Below are 15,651 nucleotides of genomic sequence, written 5' to 3' on the forward strand. Positions count from 1 at the left end.
TTAGCCTCGAAAAAGCGGATATGCGTCAAACAGAGAAAAGAGAAGCAGCTGTTTGCATCAAAAAAGAAGATATGCATCAAACAGAAGAAGTGGAAGTAGCTGTTAGCCTCGAAAAAGCGGATATGCGTCAAACAGAAGTAGTGAAAGCAACTGTTTGCCTCAAAAAATCATGTATGACGCGACTTCTGGGACATCCTTGCATCATCAATTGGCCATTTGATCAATGGTTTATTGAAACATTCGCCTCCATTTCTGAGGATACTAAAAAATATCAAATATCAGCCCATCTTTTTCCGCAATCCGAAACCGAACGAAAGATGGACTGATATCTTTCATGATTTTAATGATGCGTCGCGTGATCAATTGATTGTTGGAGAATGCGCATCACATGTTCGTCATCTTGAGAATAAAATACTGTTTTGCCTTCTCTTCGGTATTTCACAAGGCGTAAGTTTTTTAAAAATCGAAGTTGATGTGAAACATTTGATTGATTGAGATGCAACGCTTCTGCAATCATGGAAACCGATAATTCACATTCAAATAATAAATGTAATATACGTATTCGTGTCGGGTCAGATAATGCTTTAAACGTTTGTGATACAAGAAATAATGTTTCCTCATCTAAAGGTTGATAGTGATTTTCGCTCACAATCTTTCCTCCTTTTAATTGCAACAATCCTCATGATCAATAATTTCTGCATCTTTTCCTTCCACTTGAATGGTGGTGTGGTGGAGTGAAAATTGATCATGTAACAGTTTTGAAGCTTGTTGTAATAACACGTCGCGATTGATATCGGATTCGACGACCATATGACAGCTAAATGCTGGGAAGTTCGATGTAATCGTCCACACATGGAGATCATGAATGCTAATGACCCCATCTAATTGCACGAGCTGATTTTCAATATGCTCAAATGACATATCACTCGGTGTTCCTTCCATCAGTACATGGAACGAGTCACGCGTTACCCGATATCCACTCATTAAAATAAGAACGGCGACAATCACGCTCGCAATGGGATCGGCAAAATTCCAACCGAATAATAAAATTAAAATACCCGCAATGATGGCACCGACTGAACCGAGTAAATCTCCAAAGACATGGAGAAGAGCGCTACGCATGTTTAAATTATCTTCTGTATCACCGCTATACATCAGAATAAAAGCAACGACAATATTGACGATAAGTCCAGTGACTGCGATCCAAATCATCATCGGGCTCACGTTCGGCGGTTCTAAAAATCGCTGATAGGCTTCATAAAAAATATATATCGAAATCGCTAGTAAAGTAATTCCATTAATAAACGCAGCGAGAATTTCAAACCGTTTATACCCAAATGTTTTTTGTGGATTTGAAGCTTTCTCACTTAATTTAAATGCAAATAAACTTAATCCTAATGCAAAGGCGTCACTAAACATATGTCCTGCATCGGATAGCAACGCCAGACTGTTGGTCATCAATCCACCGATAATTTCCACAATCATAAATCCAGCAATAAAGAGAAAACTAATCAACAATGCTTTTTTGTTATTCGTGTGATGGTGATGTCCGTGATCGTGGTCATGTGAATGTCCCATCATTATCCTCCTTATACAATTATACATATGAACATATATTCATATTATAATATGAATGAATCAGTTGTGCAACAAAATCTGAAAATAAATATATCCTCCCTTTGGTTTCCAACAATAAAGCCCGAATGTTAACTGATTTATATCTGCTAACATTCGGGTGTATAAACATGATTTTATTCCGTTTTAGTAATCGTAAGCGGCGCTACAACGGTATATAGGGTAGCAACATACCGCCGATAAATCCGATAATAACGATCACCCAAGATGGGAGCTTCCAGTATGCCAACAAGCTGAATAAAATGGCTGCTAACATAAAATCTTTTGCTTCCATAATTGTACTTGTCCAAATCGGCTGATACAATGCAGCAATTAAAATACCAATTACACTTGCATTAACACTCATAAGCGCCCCGCGAACAACTGATATGTGACGCAAAGCATGCCAAACCGGTAATGTACTAAAAATTAATAGAAAGGCGGGTAAGAAAATTGCCACTGTTGCTATCAAGCCACCTGAAACTCCGCCAATGACTGTTCCTAAATAAGCGGCAAAGGTGAATAGTGGTCCGGGGATGGCTTGGGCTGCACCATAGCCTGCCAAAAACTCTTCTTCTGTAAGCCAGCCAGTAGGAACAAATTCTTGCTCTAATAAAGGTAGCACGACATGTCCACCACCAAATACTAATGCCCCGGAACGATAGAAGCTGTCAAACATCGCTACCCAGCGCCAATCAATGAACTGATTGATCAGTGGTAATGCGATTAATAATAAAAAGAATAAACTAATACTTATAATAGCTGTTTTCTTCGATATCCCTAATTGAAATTCATGAGCGCTTTCCTTGGTGTCATGATGTCGAAATAGGAAAATACCAATGAGTGCGGCCACCAGAATGACGCCAATTTGAGTGAACGTCGTTTGCCATAAAAGCATCACCGTAAGCGAGATAAGCGCGATAGCTTTTCGCGGTAAATCGGGTGTGAGCTTTTTTCCCATACCAACAATGGCATGTGCGACGACAGCAACTGCTACAATTTTTAATCCATGGATAAAACTTGCATCACCAAAAGAAAATTGGTGCATGGCTAGAGCAAAAAGCATTAAAGCAATAACTGATGGAAGCGTAAATCCTAAAAAGGCGAGAAATCCTCCGATGGCGCCACCGCGGATAATGCCAACCCCAATTCCTACCTGACTGCTTGCTGGTCCAGGTAGGAATTGACATAAGGCTACTAAATCGGCATAGCTTTTTTCGTCGAGCCATTTCTTTCTTTTTACATATTCTTCATGGAAAAAACCGAGATGGGCGATTGGCCCTCCGAAAGATGTGAAACCAAGTCTTGTTGCAATCCACAAAATCGTCACATAATCTTGTAATGTACGTGCTGTTTTTGCCATGTCATCCCCCTATCATTATATGAAGCTAAGGGAATTATAGCGGTTTATCAATCACCTGGCAATCGCACAAATGTTAAGACTTTGTAAATTTTTTATTAAAACTTAATAAAGTAAATCATGACGCCGAGTGTGATAATGACGATACTGACAAAAAGTAGTGCATAAAGTCGTGAGGTATTGGCTTCTTGGATTTCACTCCAATTAATGGGTTGAATCCCCGTTGACCAAAAAACAATAATCGCTGAAAGTAAAATGCCGTGAATGTTTACGAGTAGCAATAGTAAAGGGGTCGCGGATGCTTGAAATTGACGGGCACCGAGCATCATACCTAAAACGACGGCTGGTGGAAGTAAGGCTACGGATACCATGACGCCAACTAAAGCCTCTGATACACGTTTGGCAAAAGATAATGCACCAGCCGTTCCAGCAGCAAGCGCAACGGCGATATCCATAAATTGGATATTGGTGCGAGCTAGAAATTCAGCACTATTTTGTGGTAAAGGGAAGATGAAACCAAATAGCATGGCAATCCCAATCGGAATCGCCAAGCCATAAAGAGAAGTAAGGAGTGCACGTCGCAAAATATGATAATCGCCTAGTGTTGCTGAAAAAGATAATGATGTAAACGGGCTGATTAACGGAGCAATGGCCATAGCACCAATAACAATGGCGGCACTATCTTTTACAATTCCTGCTGTTGCGACAATGGAAGACAGAATCGATAACCATATATAATTGGTCGTTGCCTGACTTTTCGATTGGACGACATGAAACAATTCTTGTCTGCTTGCACGAGTAATCTCTCTGTCACTTTTTTCTTTCTCTTCTTCTTGTTGTTGCTTGTCATCGTTATCTTCTTGAATGCGAGGAAGATAAGAGGACAGATTATATAAGAACGCACGCATATGGCTATCTTCTTTATCATTCATTTCTAGAAAATTGAGAATATCTTCTGCGTCCGTCTTTCGGATTACGATTTTTAATAATTCCTGTTGTTCGGACAATGTCGTATGCGAACGGGTCAACACATCAAATTCTTCTAATTTCTGATTCAATGTATCAAACTGTTCACTAGGCAAGTAGATCTCAATTAATTGCAGTTCCATTCTGTCTGTCCCTTCTTCCCCTATTTTTCTTTATCTTTATCCAAAACGGGGAAGAATAAACGAATCTTGGTACCAATATTGATTTCACTATCTACATCGATCGTTCCATCATGCATATCGACAAGGTATTTGACGATGGATAACCCAAGTCCTGTCCCACCGTTTGCTCGGGATCGTGACTTATCCACGCGATAGAAGCGTTCAAATAGGTACGGAATATCTTCTTTACGTATACCGATTCCTGTATCTGTTACCAAAATCTCTGTTCCCTCTTTCGTTGCGCGAGCTTGTAGTGTAATTGAACCGGATTCAGTATATCGAACCGCATTTTCGACTAAATTGATGACAATTTGTTCGATTCGGCTTTTGTCTGCATATAGCATTGTAGGTTGTGCTGGTTGTTCAAAACGTAATGCAAGTCCTTTTTCGTCCGCTTTAAATTGTGTGCGTCGTACCATTTCGTCTAATAGATGATTCACATCAAACGTTTCTTTATTTAAGTCGATTTTGCCCTCCTCGATTTTGGACAAGTCCATCATATCGTCCATTAAGTAACTAATATGGTCGGTTTCATTTTCAATAATGTCTAAAAACTCATCACGTTCTTCTTTTGATTGATACATTTCGTGTCGTACAGCATTGGCGTATCCCTTCACATAAGTAAGTGGTGTTTTTAGTTCATGTGTAATATTTGAGAAAAATTCATTCCGATTGTTTTTATACCGTTCAAGTGTACGGGATAAATGATTGACAGCATTGGCGAGTGAACCGATTTCGTCATTTGCTTGATAATTGACACGCACCGAAAAATCTTGCTTTTCGGCGATTTGTTTTGCTGCTTTTTCCATTTCAATTAATGGTGCGCCTAATTTTTTTGAAATGAAAATCGTAAATCCAATGGCTAATACGACTGCTCCAAGACTTGCGAGTAACACTAAAATAATGATGTTATGTATCGAACTGCTAATTAAGCCAAAAGAAGAAAATAAGACGACACTTGCATGGGAGCCGTCCGATTGCATGATAGGTTGAGCAACCTTCAAATAGGTGGTTCCGTTATACGTTTGTTCTTTGGAAATGGTTTCACCGTTTTGAAGCCGATCTTGTTCAGCTTCAGATAAAAACTGGTTAGATATGGCATCATCCCAATGTGTTTTTGTTGTGATGTCACCGTCTGCATTTAAGATAGCGGCGCTCGTATCTGTCATGTCGGTTAAATGGTCGAGCAAACGTGAATGATCTTCTCCATCTAAACTTTCTACTTCTGTGGCATATTTTTCTGATAGATTGAGTAATTGCGATTCCGTTTGGGTATAAGAGTAGTTCAAAATTAACTGTAAAATAATAAAGCCTAACGGAATCAAAATAATTAATTGTAGAAAAAGAATCGTTGCCCCTAATTTAAAAACGACACTATTTAGCTTCATCACGATTCCTCCCATACAAATTTATAGCCGACGCCCCAAATCGTTTGAATCGGTTGTGTCGTTGCGCCAGCTTTTTTCAATTTATCTCGTACGTAGCGAACATGCGAATCAACGGTACGAATGTCGACTACTTCATCCATTCCCCAAATGAGATCGAGTAATTGCTCTCTCGTATATACACGGTTCGGATGCTTGGCTAATAAATACAATAAGTCAAATTCTTTTGGACTAAGCTTTAATTCCTGTTTTTCGACAGTAACGGTCCGGGCTTCTTGATCGATGACAACATTGGCAAACTGAATGGTGTCGTTCTCATGATCACTGTTTGAAAAATGACGCAATTGAACATGAATCCGTGCGACTAATTCTTCAGGTTCAAAAGGTTTTACAATGTAGTCATCAGCGCCAATGGTTAATCCTTCGACTTTCTGAGATGTTTCGTTCAGAGCAGTTAGCAAGATGATCGGCATGTTTGCATTGATTTGTTTCATTTGTTTGCATGTTTCGATGCCATCTAGTCGCGGCATCATGATATCTAACAATACGATATCGATCGAATGTTGATGTAACATTTCAATAGCTTCTTGGCCGTCTGATGCTCTAGTAATTCAAATTGTTCACGCAAATAGAGCGTAAGCATCGTACGCATTTGCTTTTCATCATCTACGATTAAAATAGTCGTTCTTCTCAATTTTATCACTCTCATATGTCTAAGGTCTCTTATTCAAATAGTATAGAATTTTCCTTGATTCGTAAATGCTTACGTTTTTTTTGAACATTTTTTGACGATTGTTCGTTCATCATAATTTCATCAAATTTGTTTGTCAGAATGAAAACTAGCAATGAAATCATGTTTTCTATATGGGTGTATAATTGCAGCCGAAGAAAGGAGTCAGATGATGAAAAAGTTGAAAAAAATTAGCTTATTATTCGGTTTGCTCATGTTGCCAGTTGTATTAGCTGGTTGTGAATCCAATTTAATCGTGTTTGACCCACAAGGACCAGTCGCAAGAAACTTATCAGAACTGATTGTCTATTCAATCATATTTATGCTTGTGATTGTCATTGTCGTGTTTATATTGTTTGGATTTATTGTTTGGAAATATCGTGCCAAACCTGGAGATGAAGATAAAGAACCAGAGGAAGAAGAAGGGAATCATATACTTGAAGTCATTTGGTTTACGATTCCAGTAGTGATCGTCATTGCTTGATGATCCCAACTGTTCAAACGATCAATGAAGTAGAAGATATTCCTCAAGGATATAAAGAAGATGAACCGTTAGTGATTCATGTCACTTCTGCGGATTGGAAGTGGATTTTCAGTTACCCTGAACAAAATATTGAAACGGTCAATTATTTGAATATTCCAGCTGATCATCCAGTTAAATTGAAGATGACATCTGCTGGTACGATGCAGTCATTTTGGGTACCGGAACTCGCTGGACAAAAATACACGATGGCGAACATGCAGACAAAATTAAACTTAGTCGCTGATCATCCGGGCTCGTTTTATGGTCGAAATACGAACTTTAATGGGCGAGGATACGCTCATATGGATTTTGAAGTGCAAGCACAGACTCAAGACGATTTTAACCAATGGGTACAAGATGTAAAGAATACAGCCAATGAGTTAACGGAGGATAAATACGCTGAACTCCTTAAACCAAGTGTCATTGGTCGTGAAACATATAACGGTACACACTTACAATGGATTAATCATGCTGAAGAAGGATCAGGTGAGTATATCCATCCTGAATTATACGAATTGTCTCATGAAGTGGAAAATGAGGAAGAAGAAACATCAAATAACTAAAGGTGGTGACAATCGATGTCATTCGATGAAATACTAGTGACTGGCGATCCGTTGATTTTTGCTTCACAGATCGCCATTGGATTAACGATGATTGGCTTAATCGCCTTAATTACGTATTTGAAACGATGGAAATGGTTATGGAGTGAATGGTTTACAACCGTTGACCATAAAAAAATAGGGATTATGTATATTATTTCTGGTGTCCTCATGTTTTTCCGTGGTGGCGTTGACGGGCTGTTAATGAAAGCACAGACGTCAAGACCAGGGTTAGAAGTTCTTGATGCACAACACTATGATGAAATTTTCACCACACATGGTGTGATTATGATTTTATTTATGGCCATGCCACTTTTAATTGGGGTTATGAACGTTGTCGTCCCATTGCAAATTGGTGCACGTGACGTGGCATTTCCGAAATTAAATGCACTTAGCTTTTGGCTCTTTTTCGTAGGTGCGATGTTATTTAACGTTTCTTTCGTGCTTGGTGGTTCTCCTGATGCGGGATGGACGTCGTATTTTCCACTCGCTGGTAAAGAGTTCACGCCAGGAGTCGGAAATAATTATTATGCGATTGCGATTCAAATTGCTGGTATCGGGACATTAGCGACAGGAATTAACTTCGTTGTGACGATTTTAAAAATGCGTGCCCCTGGTATGACATGGATGCGAATGCCGATGTTTACGTGGACATCGTTTATTACATCGATCATTATCGTTGCCGCATTCCCGATCTTTACGATTGCATTATTGTATATGACATTTGACCGTTTATTTGGTACACATTTCTTTACGGTCGCCAGTGGCGGTGACCCGATGCTTTGGCTCAACTTGTTCTGGTTATGGGGGCACCCGGAAGTCTATATCGTTGTCTTGCCAGCTTTCGGTATGTTCTCTGAAGTGATTGCAACATTCGCACGTAAAAATTTATTTGGCTATAAGTCGATGGTTGTCTCCGTTGCCGGGATTGCTTTTTTAAGTATGCTCGTGTGGGTACACCATTTCTATACGATGGGGAACAGTGCAGCCGTTAACTCGATTTTCTCGTTAACGACGATGATGATTGCCATTCCAACAGGTGTGAAGATCTTTAACTGGTTATTTACGTTGAGAAAAGGGCGCATTGAATTTTCGACATCGATGCTTTGGGCGCTTGCTTTTATCCCTTGCTTTACGATTGGCGGAGTCACAGGTGTCATGCTCGCCATGGCCGCAGCTGATTATCAATACCATAATACGATGTTTTTAGTCGCTCACTTTCATTATGTGCTAATACCAGGCGTTGTATTCGCCGTATTCGCTGCATTGTATTACTGGTGGCCGAAGATGTTTGGCTTCAAGCTGAATGAAAAAATCGGCAAATGGCATTTCTGGCTATTTGTGATCGGTTTTAATATGACATTTATGCCAATGTTCTTCGTCGGATTAGATGGCATGTCTCGTCGTTTGTACACGTATTCTGAAAGCACAGGTTGGGGTGCTTGGTTAGGATTTTCGGCGATTGGTTCACTGATCTTAGCCGCTGGATTTGCTGCTTTATGTTACAACATTTATTGGAGCTTCCGTTATGCACCAAGAGATGTCGGAAGCGACCCTTGGCATGCGAGAACGTTAGAATGGATGACGGCTTCTCCTGCACCACATTACAATTTTGCGGTTGTACCAGAAGTGGAACAGCGTGACGATTTCTGGCATAAGAAAAAACGTGAAGAAACGGGACTGAAAAAAGCAGATCTAAAACCAGTCCACATGCCAAACAATTCTTGGATGCCAATTTTCCTAGCTTCAGCTATTGGTCTTGTCGGTTTCTTCCTTGTGTTTGAATGGTTCACGTTAGCTATCATTGCGTCCGTCGGCATTGTGATTGGGTTAATTGCTAACAGTTTTGATTATGATGATGGTTATCACATTCCAGTAGATGAACTGGAAGAAGAAGAACGAGAGTGGCGAGGTGATTTGAAATGAGTTCACATGTAGAGACGCCATTGGAATACCGGTCCGAACAGAGTCAGATGAATATATTAGGTTTTTGGATTTTCCTAGGTGCTGAAATTGTGCTTTTCTCCACATTGTTTGCTTCTTACTTCGTGTTAGAGCACAATACAGCTGACGGTCCAGCTGGTCAAGACATCTTTATTTTAAAAGATGTCTTGATTGAGACATTTCTCTTATTAACGAGTAGTTTTACTTGTGGATTAGCGATTCATTCGATGCGTAATCACAATTTGAAGGGATTACTCACTTGGATTGTCATCACATTATTACTCGGTGCTGGTTTCTTATATATGGAGATTAATGAATTTATTCACTATGTTCATGAAGGGGCTACGTTACAAACAAGTGGTTTTACTGCTGGCTTTTTCACATTGCTTGGTACGCATGGTGCACACGTTACTTTAGGGATTGGCTGGATTACTTTATTAATCATCCAGTTAGTCAAAAGAGGCATTACAGAAAAAACAGCAAGTAAATTCTTTATTGCGAGTTTGTATTGGCACTTTCTTGATGTGGTTTGGATTTTTATCTTTACGTTCGTGTATTTGAAAGGGATGGTGATGTAATATGAGTACACAGAAGCAACACCGTTTCCCATGGAATCATGTGATCGGTTTTATTCTCTCGATTGCATTAACATTACTGGCTGTATTTGTGGCGTTTCAAACGGATTTCTCTTCGAATGTTGTGCTATGGATCATTGGTAGCTTAGCTATTTTCCAAGCGTTGATTCAGCTGTTTTTATTCATGCATATTACCGAAGGAAAAGAAGGTCCAGTCAATGTGATCAATATGATATACAGCGTGTTTTTAGCCCTAGTCATCGTATTTGGCTCGATTTGGGTACTCACCTCAGGTCATGCTGCGATGTAAAGAGAAAAAAAGCAGGGACAAAAGCTGTTTACGTTATTCACGAGGCTGGGACAAAACTAAATAGGAAGAACAATAATCCGAACAATCTACATGAAGCGTAGGCAAAATACGGAGACTCCTGTGGGAACAGCGCGAGCTGAAGATCGACTGTGTGAAGAGTTCTTCTTCACACAGTTAGCTGAAGCCGTGCCCACGGTATAGGATACACTGCGAAAGTTACCTTGAGCAGATGTTGACTTATGCCCTAGGGGTAAAAGCGGAGTATTTTGCCGAAGCGTTATGTGTAGTCAAATATCAATGTTCGGATTTTTCTTGTCTAACTACTCTTTTGTCCTTATTGATTTTTATATATGCTGCGGTCGGTTGTATGATATAGTAGCAAGAAGAGCAACTAGAGAGAGGAGCATAATGATGATAAATAAGTCGAAGAAATTGTTGCCGCTCGTGATGGCGATGGTAATTGCTGCGCCAACGACTGTGTATGCACATGTGAAATGGTTTGCTGAAGTAGAACCAGAAAAGGTACCGCTTGAGCAAATATTATCACCTTTTTTTATGACGTTTGCATTAATTGTCGCTATTATTCTAGCCATTTTATCACAAGTGATGGATTATTTTCTGCAAATTCCGTATGCCAAGCAATTAAATCAGTTTTTAAATCGTATGCGTACATACTCACGAACCATTTTGACATACGGTACAGCACTTGCTTTTCTGATTCAGCTTATATCAGGTACGATGTTCGCCCCTGAATTCGCCATTTCATCCACTTGGCAAATGGTTGTCATGACGATAATTATTGTGAGCTTACTCATTCCTCATCACTATAGTACAAAGCTAGCAGCTATCGTAATGCTTGGGTTATTCATGTCAGTATGGGCTGAAGCAGGCTGGTTTTATATGCTTGATTATGGCTTTTATCTTGCGATTATCTTTGTTTTATTGATTGGACGTACGAAATGGGAAGGTTTGGGCTTTCCATTCCTTTATCTTGGAACGGGTTTAAGTTTGTGCTGGGTAGCTGTCGAAAAATGGGTCTATCCAGCGATGTCGCTTGATATTGTTCACAATCATCATGTGCCGACATTTGGCTTTTCACCGGAAGTGTTTATTGTGATGGCCGCGTTTGTTGAATTTGTTGTCGGCTATTTATTAGTTGTAGGGATTCTGAATCGTATTGTTGGTTTGTTAGTTACACTCATATTTATTTCAACGAGTTTACTTTTCGGAATGACCGAAATTATTGGACATGCCATGATTCATATTGTCCTTGTGATCTTTATTATTGAAGGTGTGTCATTCTATCAGCCACCCGTAAAAATTCATCGGACAAAACTGGATCAAATGATTTTCGTCTTTTTAAACTTTTTATTCGTTCTCGCAACCTTTCTTTTAATTTATTATCGTTTTGGATAAGCCTATCATATAGAAGGTGTAAGATTGTTTTACTTCTCAAGCTGTTTCAAGTATGATAGTAGTGATAAGAAACCGTGCGATGAAAGAACAGAAATGAGGACTGCATATGAAAAAAATCGCTTGGATTACGGATAGTTCTTGTGGTCTATCACAAGAGTATGCCGCGCAACATGATATCTTTATTTTGCCATTGAATGTCATCATTGCTGGCGAAACGTATCGAGAAGATATTGATGTAACGAAAGAAGAATTTTATGAACTGTTGCAACAGCATGGGGATGATGCGAAAACGAGTCAACCAAGCTATGGCGACTTCATTCAACTATATGAACAATTGAAGGAAGAATATGATTGTGGGATTGCGATTCATGCATCAAGCCAGCTAACTGGCACTTATCAGAGTTCATTGTCGGCCTCTCAAATGGTTGGATTTGATGTTGAAGTGATTGATTCGAAAATCGGTGACTATGCGATGGGGAAAATGATACAAAAAGGTGTGGCATTCGCTGAGCAAGGCAAGCCGTATCAAATGATTGTTGACGCATTGCGCCGTTATCCAGAGCTTTCGCAAATGTATTTAATGCCACAAAACTTAGATCAATTAAAGAAAAGTGGTCGACTGAGTACAACGCAATCGCTATTTGCGACATTACTAAATATCCATTTAATTTTAGGTTTTGATGATGGAAAAGTGGTTGTGAAGGATAAAGTTCGCATTAAAAAACGGGCGAAAAGGAAAATGTTTCAGCTTATTGATGATGCCATGGAGAAGTATCATTTGAAAGACATATGCATTTTGCACGCTGGTGTGGTGGAACAAGCGCAAAAATGGAAAGCAGAAATTGAAAACATCCACCATGAACTAAGTGTCCATATTCAGACGCTTGTGCCAGTGGCCGGTGTACACACAGGGCATGGCACAATGTGTATCGCTTGGCTAAGAGACGAATAATGAATGACTAGGGAGAGATAGAAAGGAAGAGACGGATGGGACAAGGCTTTGATACAAAATCAGTCCATGTGACAATGAAACGAGAAAATGGTATTCCGACGAAGGTGACTCCGATTCATCAATCTTCTGCTTTTACTTTTGACAATTTAACCGATATCGAAAACTTTTTTCAAGGTGAACGAGATTACTTGTATACAAGAGTCGGAAATCCAAATACCGATGAATTGGGACAAGCAGTGGCACAACTAGAAGATGCTCCGAGTGGTGTAGCCACCTCCTCAGGTTTATCAGCTATTATGGCTGGTGTATTAGCTGTTGCGAAAGCGGGAGATCATGTACTAGCATCGACCGACTTATATGGTGGCACCTATGAACTTTTGGCCAATGAATTAACGTCTTTTGGCATAGAAGTCAGTTTTATTTCTTTTGCTGGTGATTTTGAGCATGAAATAAAGGAGAATACGGTACTTTTATATACCGAAACAATTACCAATCCATTGTTACGAACAGAGGATATTCAAACAATCGCACAAATTGCGAAACGCCATCAGTTGAAGCTGATGGTGGATAATACATTTGCGACGCCTTACTTGGTACAGCCATATCATATAGGCGCAAATCTCGTCGTACATAGTGCCACAAAATATTTAGGCGGACACAGTGATAGTACCGCAGGGGTCCTTTGTGGCGATGAAGATCTGATCCAACAGGCGAAATCACGGATTGTGAATTTAGGGGCGAATCTCAGTCCGTTTGAAGCATGGTTGATGGTTCGGGGATTGAAAACACTTAGCGTTCGTATGGAACGTCATGTCAAAAACGCCCAAGCATTAGCCGATGCACTCCATCAACATCCAGCGGTAGATCAAGTATATTATCCAAATGATGTGTCGAGTAAGGGGAATGGAGCGATTGTTACGATTGATATTCGTCATGGGTGTGATATCGATCGATTTTTTCAATCTCTCGGATGGATAAAAATTGTCGCGACATTAGCCGGTGTAGAAACGACAGTGGCTTATCCGATTGCTACGTCTCATCGTAATTTGCCAGAAGATTTGCAACAACAAGTAGGCATAACGAAAGGGTTAATTCGTATATCTGTCGGGATTGAAGATGAACAAGATATTATCGACATGATGACATCTGCTTTGGATCAAGCGAAAAAATAATAGGTGAGGTGTTATTTGATGAAATATGCAGTGGTAACTGGTACATCAAAAGGTTTAGGCGCATCGATTGCGAAGTTATTCATGCAAGCGTCGTATCATGTCATTGGGCTAAGTAGAAGTGAGAATAACGAACTACAAGCGGCCGATTTTCCTGGATCTTATACGCATTATGCCGTTGATTTGGCAGACATAAATGCTACAGAGAACACGTTTCGACAAATTATTGCCAATTTGGAAAAAGAAGAGCTAGAGTCATTACTTTTGGTACAAAATGCAGCTTTGGTTTCGCCCATTGAACAAGCAGGAAAACAAGATATGTCTCAATTGACCGATCATGTTCATGTGAATCTCTTGTCTCCAATGGCAGTTACGAATGTATGGTTGGATGCATGGCGTGATACGGATATACCATTAGTGATCGCGAATGTGACATCTGGCGCGGCCCATCGATCCGTATATGGTTGGAATGCGTACTGTAGTACAAAGGCAGGGTTAGACCGTTATACGGAAACCGTCGCACTTGAACAAGAGGAACTTGGTACAGGTCATAAAGTGATCCTTTTTGATCCAAGTATTATGGACACAGACATGCAAGGAGAAATTCGCTCGGCGGATGAAAGCCAATTTATAGATGTCGAACGTTTCCGGTCTTATAAGCAAGAGAATGCATTGCGCGATACAGATACTGTAGCGAACGTTTTAGTTGAACGTTTGATCCAACCAGAATCGATTGAGAATGGCGCATACTATAGTGTGAAAGATGTTTTGTAAGGAAATAGGTGATCACCCAATTTTTTGAGAAGTACGGACAGTTTCCCGCCTGCTTACATATGGTATAAATGTAAGTATTAAAGGAGGGATGAATAATGGGTGCACAATATGGCTACGGCTCAGGATTTGCGCTGATCGTTGTGTTGTTTATTCTGTTAATAATCATTGGTGCTTCTTGGGGCTTTGGGGGATACTAATATAGACATCCTCTAACTATCATCAGACATTTTGCATAGTATAGCTGGCGGAGGCGATCCTCTCTGCCAGTTTATTTTGTGTGTCGTCAAAAGTTTCTTTTTACCTCTAAGTCGTATGCTCACAATTTTTACATAAAATATGATAAACTTTAATCAGATGTTAGCGTAGTTTTGGAAGAAAGGAAGTCGTGAATGATTACAAGAAAAAGTAAACGTGAAATAGAAATGATGCATGAAGCTGGTAAATTACTTGCTTCTGTGCACAAAGAAATTGCCAAACGCATGACCCCAGGTATAACAACGAAAGAAATTGATGACTTTGTTGAGTCATACTTGGCCGATCACGGGGCAACACCCGAACAAAAGGGATATAGCGGATATCCATACGCAACTTGTGCTTCGGTTAATGATGAAATTTGTCACGGGTTTCCTCGTGATGAGAAGCTTGTCCAAGGAGATATTGTGACCGTTGATATGGTTGTGAACTTAAATGGAGGTCTAGCTGATTCCGCTTGGACATACGTCGTCGGTGAAGCGGATGAGCGTACGAGTAAATTATTAGATGTGACGAAAACATCGCTTTATAAAGGGATCGAACAAGCGATGCCAGGCAATCGCATTGGTGATATCGGACATGCGATTCAAGAATACGCAGAAGGAGAAGGTTATTCTGTTGTGCGTGATTTCACTGGGCATGGCATCGGGCCAACCATTCATGAAGAACCGCATATACCTCATTTCGGTTTAGCAGGAAAAGGCCCACGTTTAAAGGAAGGCATGGTCGTCACGATAGAACCGATGATTAACGAAGGTGCTTGGCAAAGTAAAATGGACGATAACAACTGGACAGCGCGAACGGTAGACGGTAGTCGCTCTGCGCAATATGAACATACGATTGTGATTGATAAAAATGGTCCGATCATCTTAACGAGCCAAGATGATTAAGGTGTCACTG

The 15,651-nt window shown here is 40.0% G+C and carries 18 protein-coding genes; 12 read left to right on the forward strand and 6 right to left on the reverse strand.

The window, feature by feature from the left end; all coding sequences use genetic code 11:
- Nucleotides 1-326: hypothetical protein (locus tag J416_RS15980; protein WP_003474016.1), on the forward strand; the 326-nt coding region annotated here is incomplete at its 5' end.
- A 14-nt stretch (nucleotides 327-340) separates the two neighbouring features.
- On the opposite strand, the gene J416_RS13850 is transcribed toward J416_RS15980, so the two are convergent.
- The 6 genes from J416_RS13850 to J416_RS13875 form a co-directional block, all read right to left on the reverse strand.
- The gene (locus tag J416_RS13850; protein WP_003474017.1) at nucleotides 341-649 is read right to left on the reverse strand and encodes an ArsR/SmtB family transcription factor; all 309 of its coding nucleotides are present in this window, start codon (nucleotides 647-649) and stop codon (nucleotides 341-343) included.
- A 14-nt stretch (nucleotides 650-663) separates the two neighbouring features.
- A complete protein-coding gene (locus J416_RS13855; protein ID WP_003474018.1) occupies nucleotides 664-1,578 on the reverse strand; it encodes a cation diffusion facilitator family transporter in 915 nt (304 codons plus the stop codon).
- A 202-nt stretch (nucleotides 1,579-1,780) separates the two neighbouring features.
- Nucleotides 1,781-2,977 carry a chromate efflux transporter gene (gene chrA / locus J416_RS13860; RefSeq protein WP_003474019.1) on the reverse strand — a complete coding sequence of 399 codons (1,197 nt, stop codon included), beginning with the start codon at nucleotides 2,975-2,977 and terminating at the stop codon, nucleotides 1,781-1,783.
- A gap of 95 nt (nucleotides 2,978-3,072) precedes the next feature.
- Entirely contained in the window at nucleotides 3,073-4,083 is a 1,011-nt protein-coding gene (locus J416_RS13865) for a TIGR00341 family protein (RefSeq protein WP_003474020.1), read from the reverse strand.
- Nucleotides 4,084-4,103: 20 nt separating this feature from the next.
- On the reverse strand, nucleotides 4,104-5,510 hold the full coding sequence (locus J416_RS13870) for an ATP-binding protein (RefSeq protein WP_003474021.1): 1,407 nt from the start codon (nucleotides 5,508-5,510) through the stop codon (nucleotides 4,104-4,106).
- Nucleotides 5,510-6,082: a response regulator transcription factor gene (locus J416_RS13875; RefSeq protein ID WP_003474023.1), complete on the reverse strand. Its 573-nt coding sequence runs from the start codon at nucleotides 6,080-6,082 to the stop codon at nucleotides 5,510-5,512. The genes J416_RS13870 and J416_RS13875 overlap by 1 nt, the downstream gene beginning before the upstream one ends.
- 327 nt (nucleotides 6,083-6,409) lie before the next feature.
- Between J416_RS13875 and J416_RS16745 the strand changes: the two genes are divergently transcribed.
- From J416_RS16745 to map, 11 genes are all read left to right on the forward strand, one after another.
- Nucleotides 6,410-6,721 carry a cytochrome c oxidase subunit II transmembrane domain-containing protein gene (locus J416_RS16745; protein WP_003474024.1) on the forward strand — a complete coding sequence of 104 codons (312 nt, stop codon included), beginning with the start codon at nucleotides 6,410-6,412 and terminating at the stop codon, nucleotides 6,719-6,721.
- Entirely contained in the window at nucleotides 6,721-7,323 is a 603-nt protein-coding gene (locus J416_RS13880; RefSeq protein ID WP_420805449.1) for a hypothetical protein, read from the forward strand. The genes J416_RS16745 and J416_RS13880 overlap by 1 nt, the downstream gene beginning before the upstream one ends.
- 15 nt (nucleotides 7,324-7,338) lie before the next feature.
- Nucleotides 7,339-9,285: a cytochrome aa3 quinol oxidase subunit I gene (gene qoxB, locus J416_RS13885; protein WP_003474030.1), complete on the forward strand. Its 1,947-nt coding sequence runs from the start codon at nucleotides 7,339-7,341 to the stop codon at nucleotides 9,283-9,285.
- Entirely contained in the window at nucleotides 9,282-9,881 is a 600-nt protein-coding gene (gene qoxC / locus J416_RS13890) for a cytochrome aa3 quinol oxidase subunit III (protein ID WP_003474033.1), read from the forward strand. Before qoxB ends, qoxC begins: the two co-directional genes overlap by 4 nt.
- A gap of 1 nt (nucleotide 9,882) precedes the next feature.
- Nucleotides 9,883-10,188 carry a cytochrome aa3 quinol oxidase subunit IV gene (gene qoxD, locus J416_RS13895; RefSeq protein ID WP_003474036.1) on the forward strand — a complete coding sequence of 102 codons (306 nt, stop codon included), beginning with the start codon at nucleotides 9,883-9,885 and terminating at the stop codon, nucleotides 10,186-10,188.
- A gap of 411 nt (nucleotides 10,189-10,599) precedes the next feature.
- Nucleotides 10,600-11,604: a DoxX family membrane protein gene (locus J416_RS13900; RefSeq protein WP_003474039.1), complete on the forward strand. Its 1,005-nt coding sequence runs from the start codon at nucleotides 10,600-10,602 to the stop codon at nucleotides 11,602-11,604.
- A 106-nt stretch (nucleotides 11,605-11,710) separates the two neighbouring features.
- Nucleotides 11,711-12,556: a DegV family protein gene (locus tag J416_RS13905; RefSeq protein WP_003474042.1), complete on the forward strand. Its 846-nt coding sequence runs from the start codon at nucleotides 11,711-11,713 to the stop codon at nucleotides 12,554-12,556.
- 35 nt (nucleotides 12,557-12,591) lie between these two features.
- Nucleotides 12,592-13,728, forward strand: coding sequence for a trans-sulfuration enzyme family protein (locus J416_RS13910; RefSeq protein WP_003474044.1), 1,137 nt, complete (start codon nucleotides 12,592-12,594; stop codon nucleotides 13,726-13,728).
- 18 nt (nucleotides 13,729-13,746) lie between these two features.
- Complete coding sequence (locus J416_RS13915) at nucleotides 13,747-14,499, forward strand: SDR family NAD(P)-dependent oxidoreductase (RefSeq protein ID WP_003474046.1); 753 nt, start codon at nucleotides 13,747-13,749, stop codon at nucleotides 14,497-14,499.
- A 95-nt stretch (nucleotides 14,500-14,594) separates the two neighbouring features.
- Nucleotides 14,595-14,696 (forward strand): YjcZ family sporulation protein, encoded by a 102-nt coding sequence (locus tag J416_RS15535; protein WP_003474048.1) that lies wholly within the window; start codon nucleotides 14,595-14,597, stop codon nucleotides 14,694-14,696.
- 192 nt (nucleotides 14,697-14,888) lie between these two features.
- A complete protein-coding gene (gene map / locus J416_RS13920) occupies nucleotides 14,889-15,641 on the forward strand; it encodes a type I methionyl aminopeptidase (RefSeq protein ID WP_003474049.1) in 753 nt (250 codons plus the stop codon).
- The last annotated feature ends 10 nt before the right edge of the window (nucleotides 15,642-15,651 follow it).

It is taken from the genome of Gracilibacillus halophilus YIM-C55.5, from assembly GCF_000359605.1.
GTDB classification, from domain to species: Bacteria; Bacillota; Bacilli; order Bacillales; family Amphibacillaceae; genus Gracilibacillus; species Gracilibacillus halophilus.

Bases quoted from the DNA above. Each gene is read 5' to 3' on its own strand.
- J416_RS13855 (WP_003474018.1), bottom strand. From the start codon at position 1,578: ATGGGACATTCACATGACCACGATCACGGACATCACCATCACACGAAT.
- chrA (WP_003474019.1), bottom strand. From the start codon at position 2,977: ATGGCAAAAACAGCACGTACATTACAAGATTATGTGACGATTTTGTGG.
- J416_RS13865 (WP_003474020.1), bottom strand. From the start codon at position 4,083: ATGGAACTGCAATTAATTGAGATCTACTTGCCTAGTGAACAGTTTGAT.
- J416_RS13870 (WP_003474021.1), bottom strand. From the start codon at position 5,510: ATGAAGCTAAATAGTGTCGTTTTTAAATTAGGGGCAACGATTCTTTTT.
- J416_RS13875 (WP_003474023.1), bottom strand. From the start codon at position 6,082: ATGTTACATCAACATTCGATCGATATCGTATTGTTAGATATCATGATG.
- J416_RS16745 (WP_003474024.1), top strand. From the start codon at position 6,410: ATGAAAAAGTTGAAAAAAATTAGCTTATTATTCGGTTTGCTCATGTTG.
- J416_RS13880 (WP_420805449.1), top strand. From the start codon at position 6,721: ATGATCCCAACTGTTCAAACGATCAATGAAGTAGAAGATATTCCTCAA.
- qoxB (WP_003474030.1), top strand. From the start codon at position 7,339: ATGTCATTCGATGAAATACTAGTGACTGGCGATCCGTTGATTTTTGCT.
- qoxC (WP_003474033.1), top strand. From the start codon at position 9,282: ATGAGTTCACATGTAGAGACGCCATTGGAATACCGGTCCGAACAGAGT.
- qoxD (WP_003474036.1), top strand. From the start codon at position 9,883: ATGAGTACACAGAAGCAACACCGTTTCCCATGGAATCATGTGATCGGT.
- J416_RS13900 (WP_003474039.1), top strand. From the start codon at position 10,600: ATGATAAATAAGTCGAAGAAATTGTTGCCGCTCGTGATGGCGATGGTA.
- J416_RS13905 (WP_003474042.1), top strand. From the start codon at position 11,711: ATGAAAAAAATCGCTTGGATTACGGATAGTTCTTGTGGTCTATCACAA.
- J416_RS13910 (WP_003474044.1), top strand. From the start codon at position 12,592: ATGGGACAAGGCTTTGATACAAAATCAGTCCATGTGACAATGAAACGA.
- J416_RS13915 (WP_003474046.1), top strand. From the start codon at position 13,747: ATGAAATATGCAGTGGTAACTGGTACATCAAAAGGTTTAGGCGCATCG.
- J416_RS15535 (WP_003474048.1), top strand. From the start codon at position 14,595: ATGGGTGCACAATATGGCTACGGCTCAGGATTTGCGCTGATCGTTGTG.
- map (WP_003474049.1), top strand. From the start codon at position 14,889: ATGATTACAAGAAAAAGTAAACGTGAAATAGAAATGATGCATGAAGCT.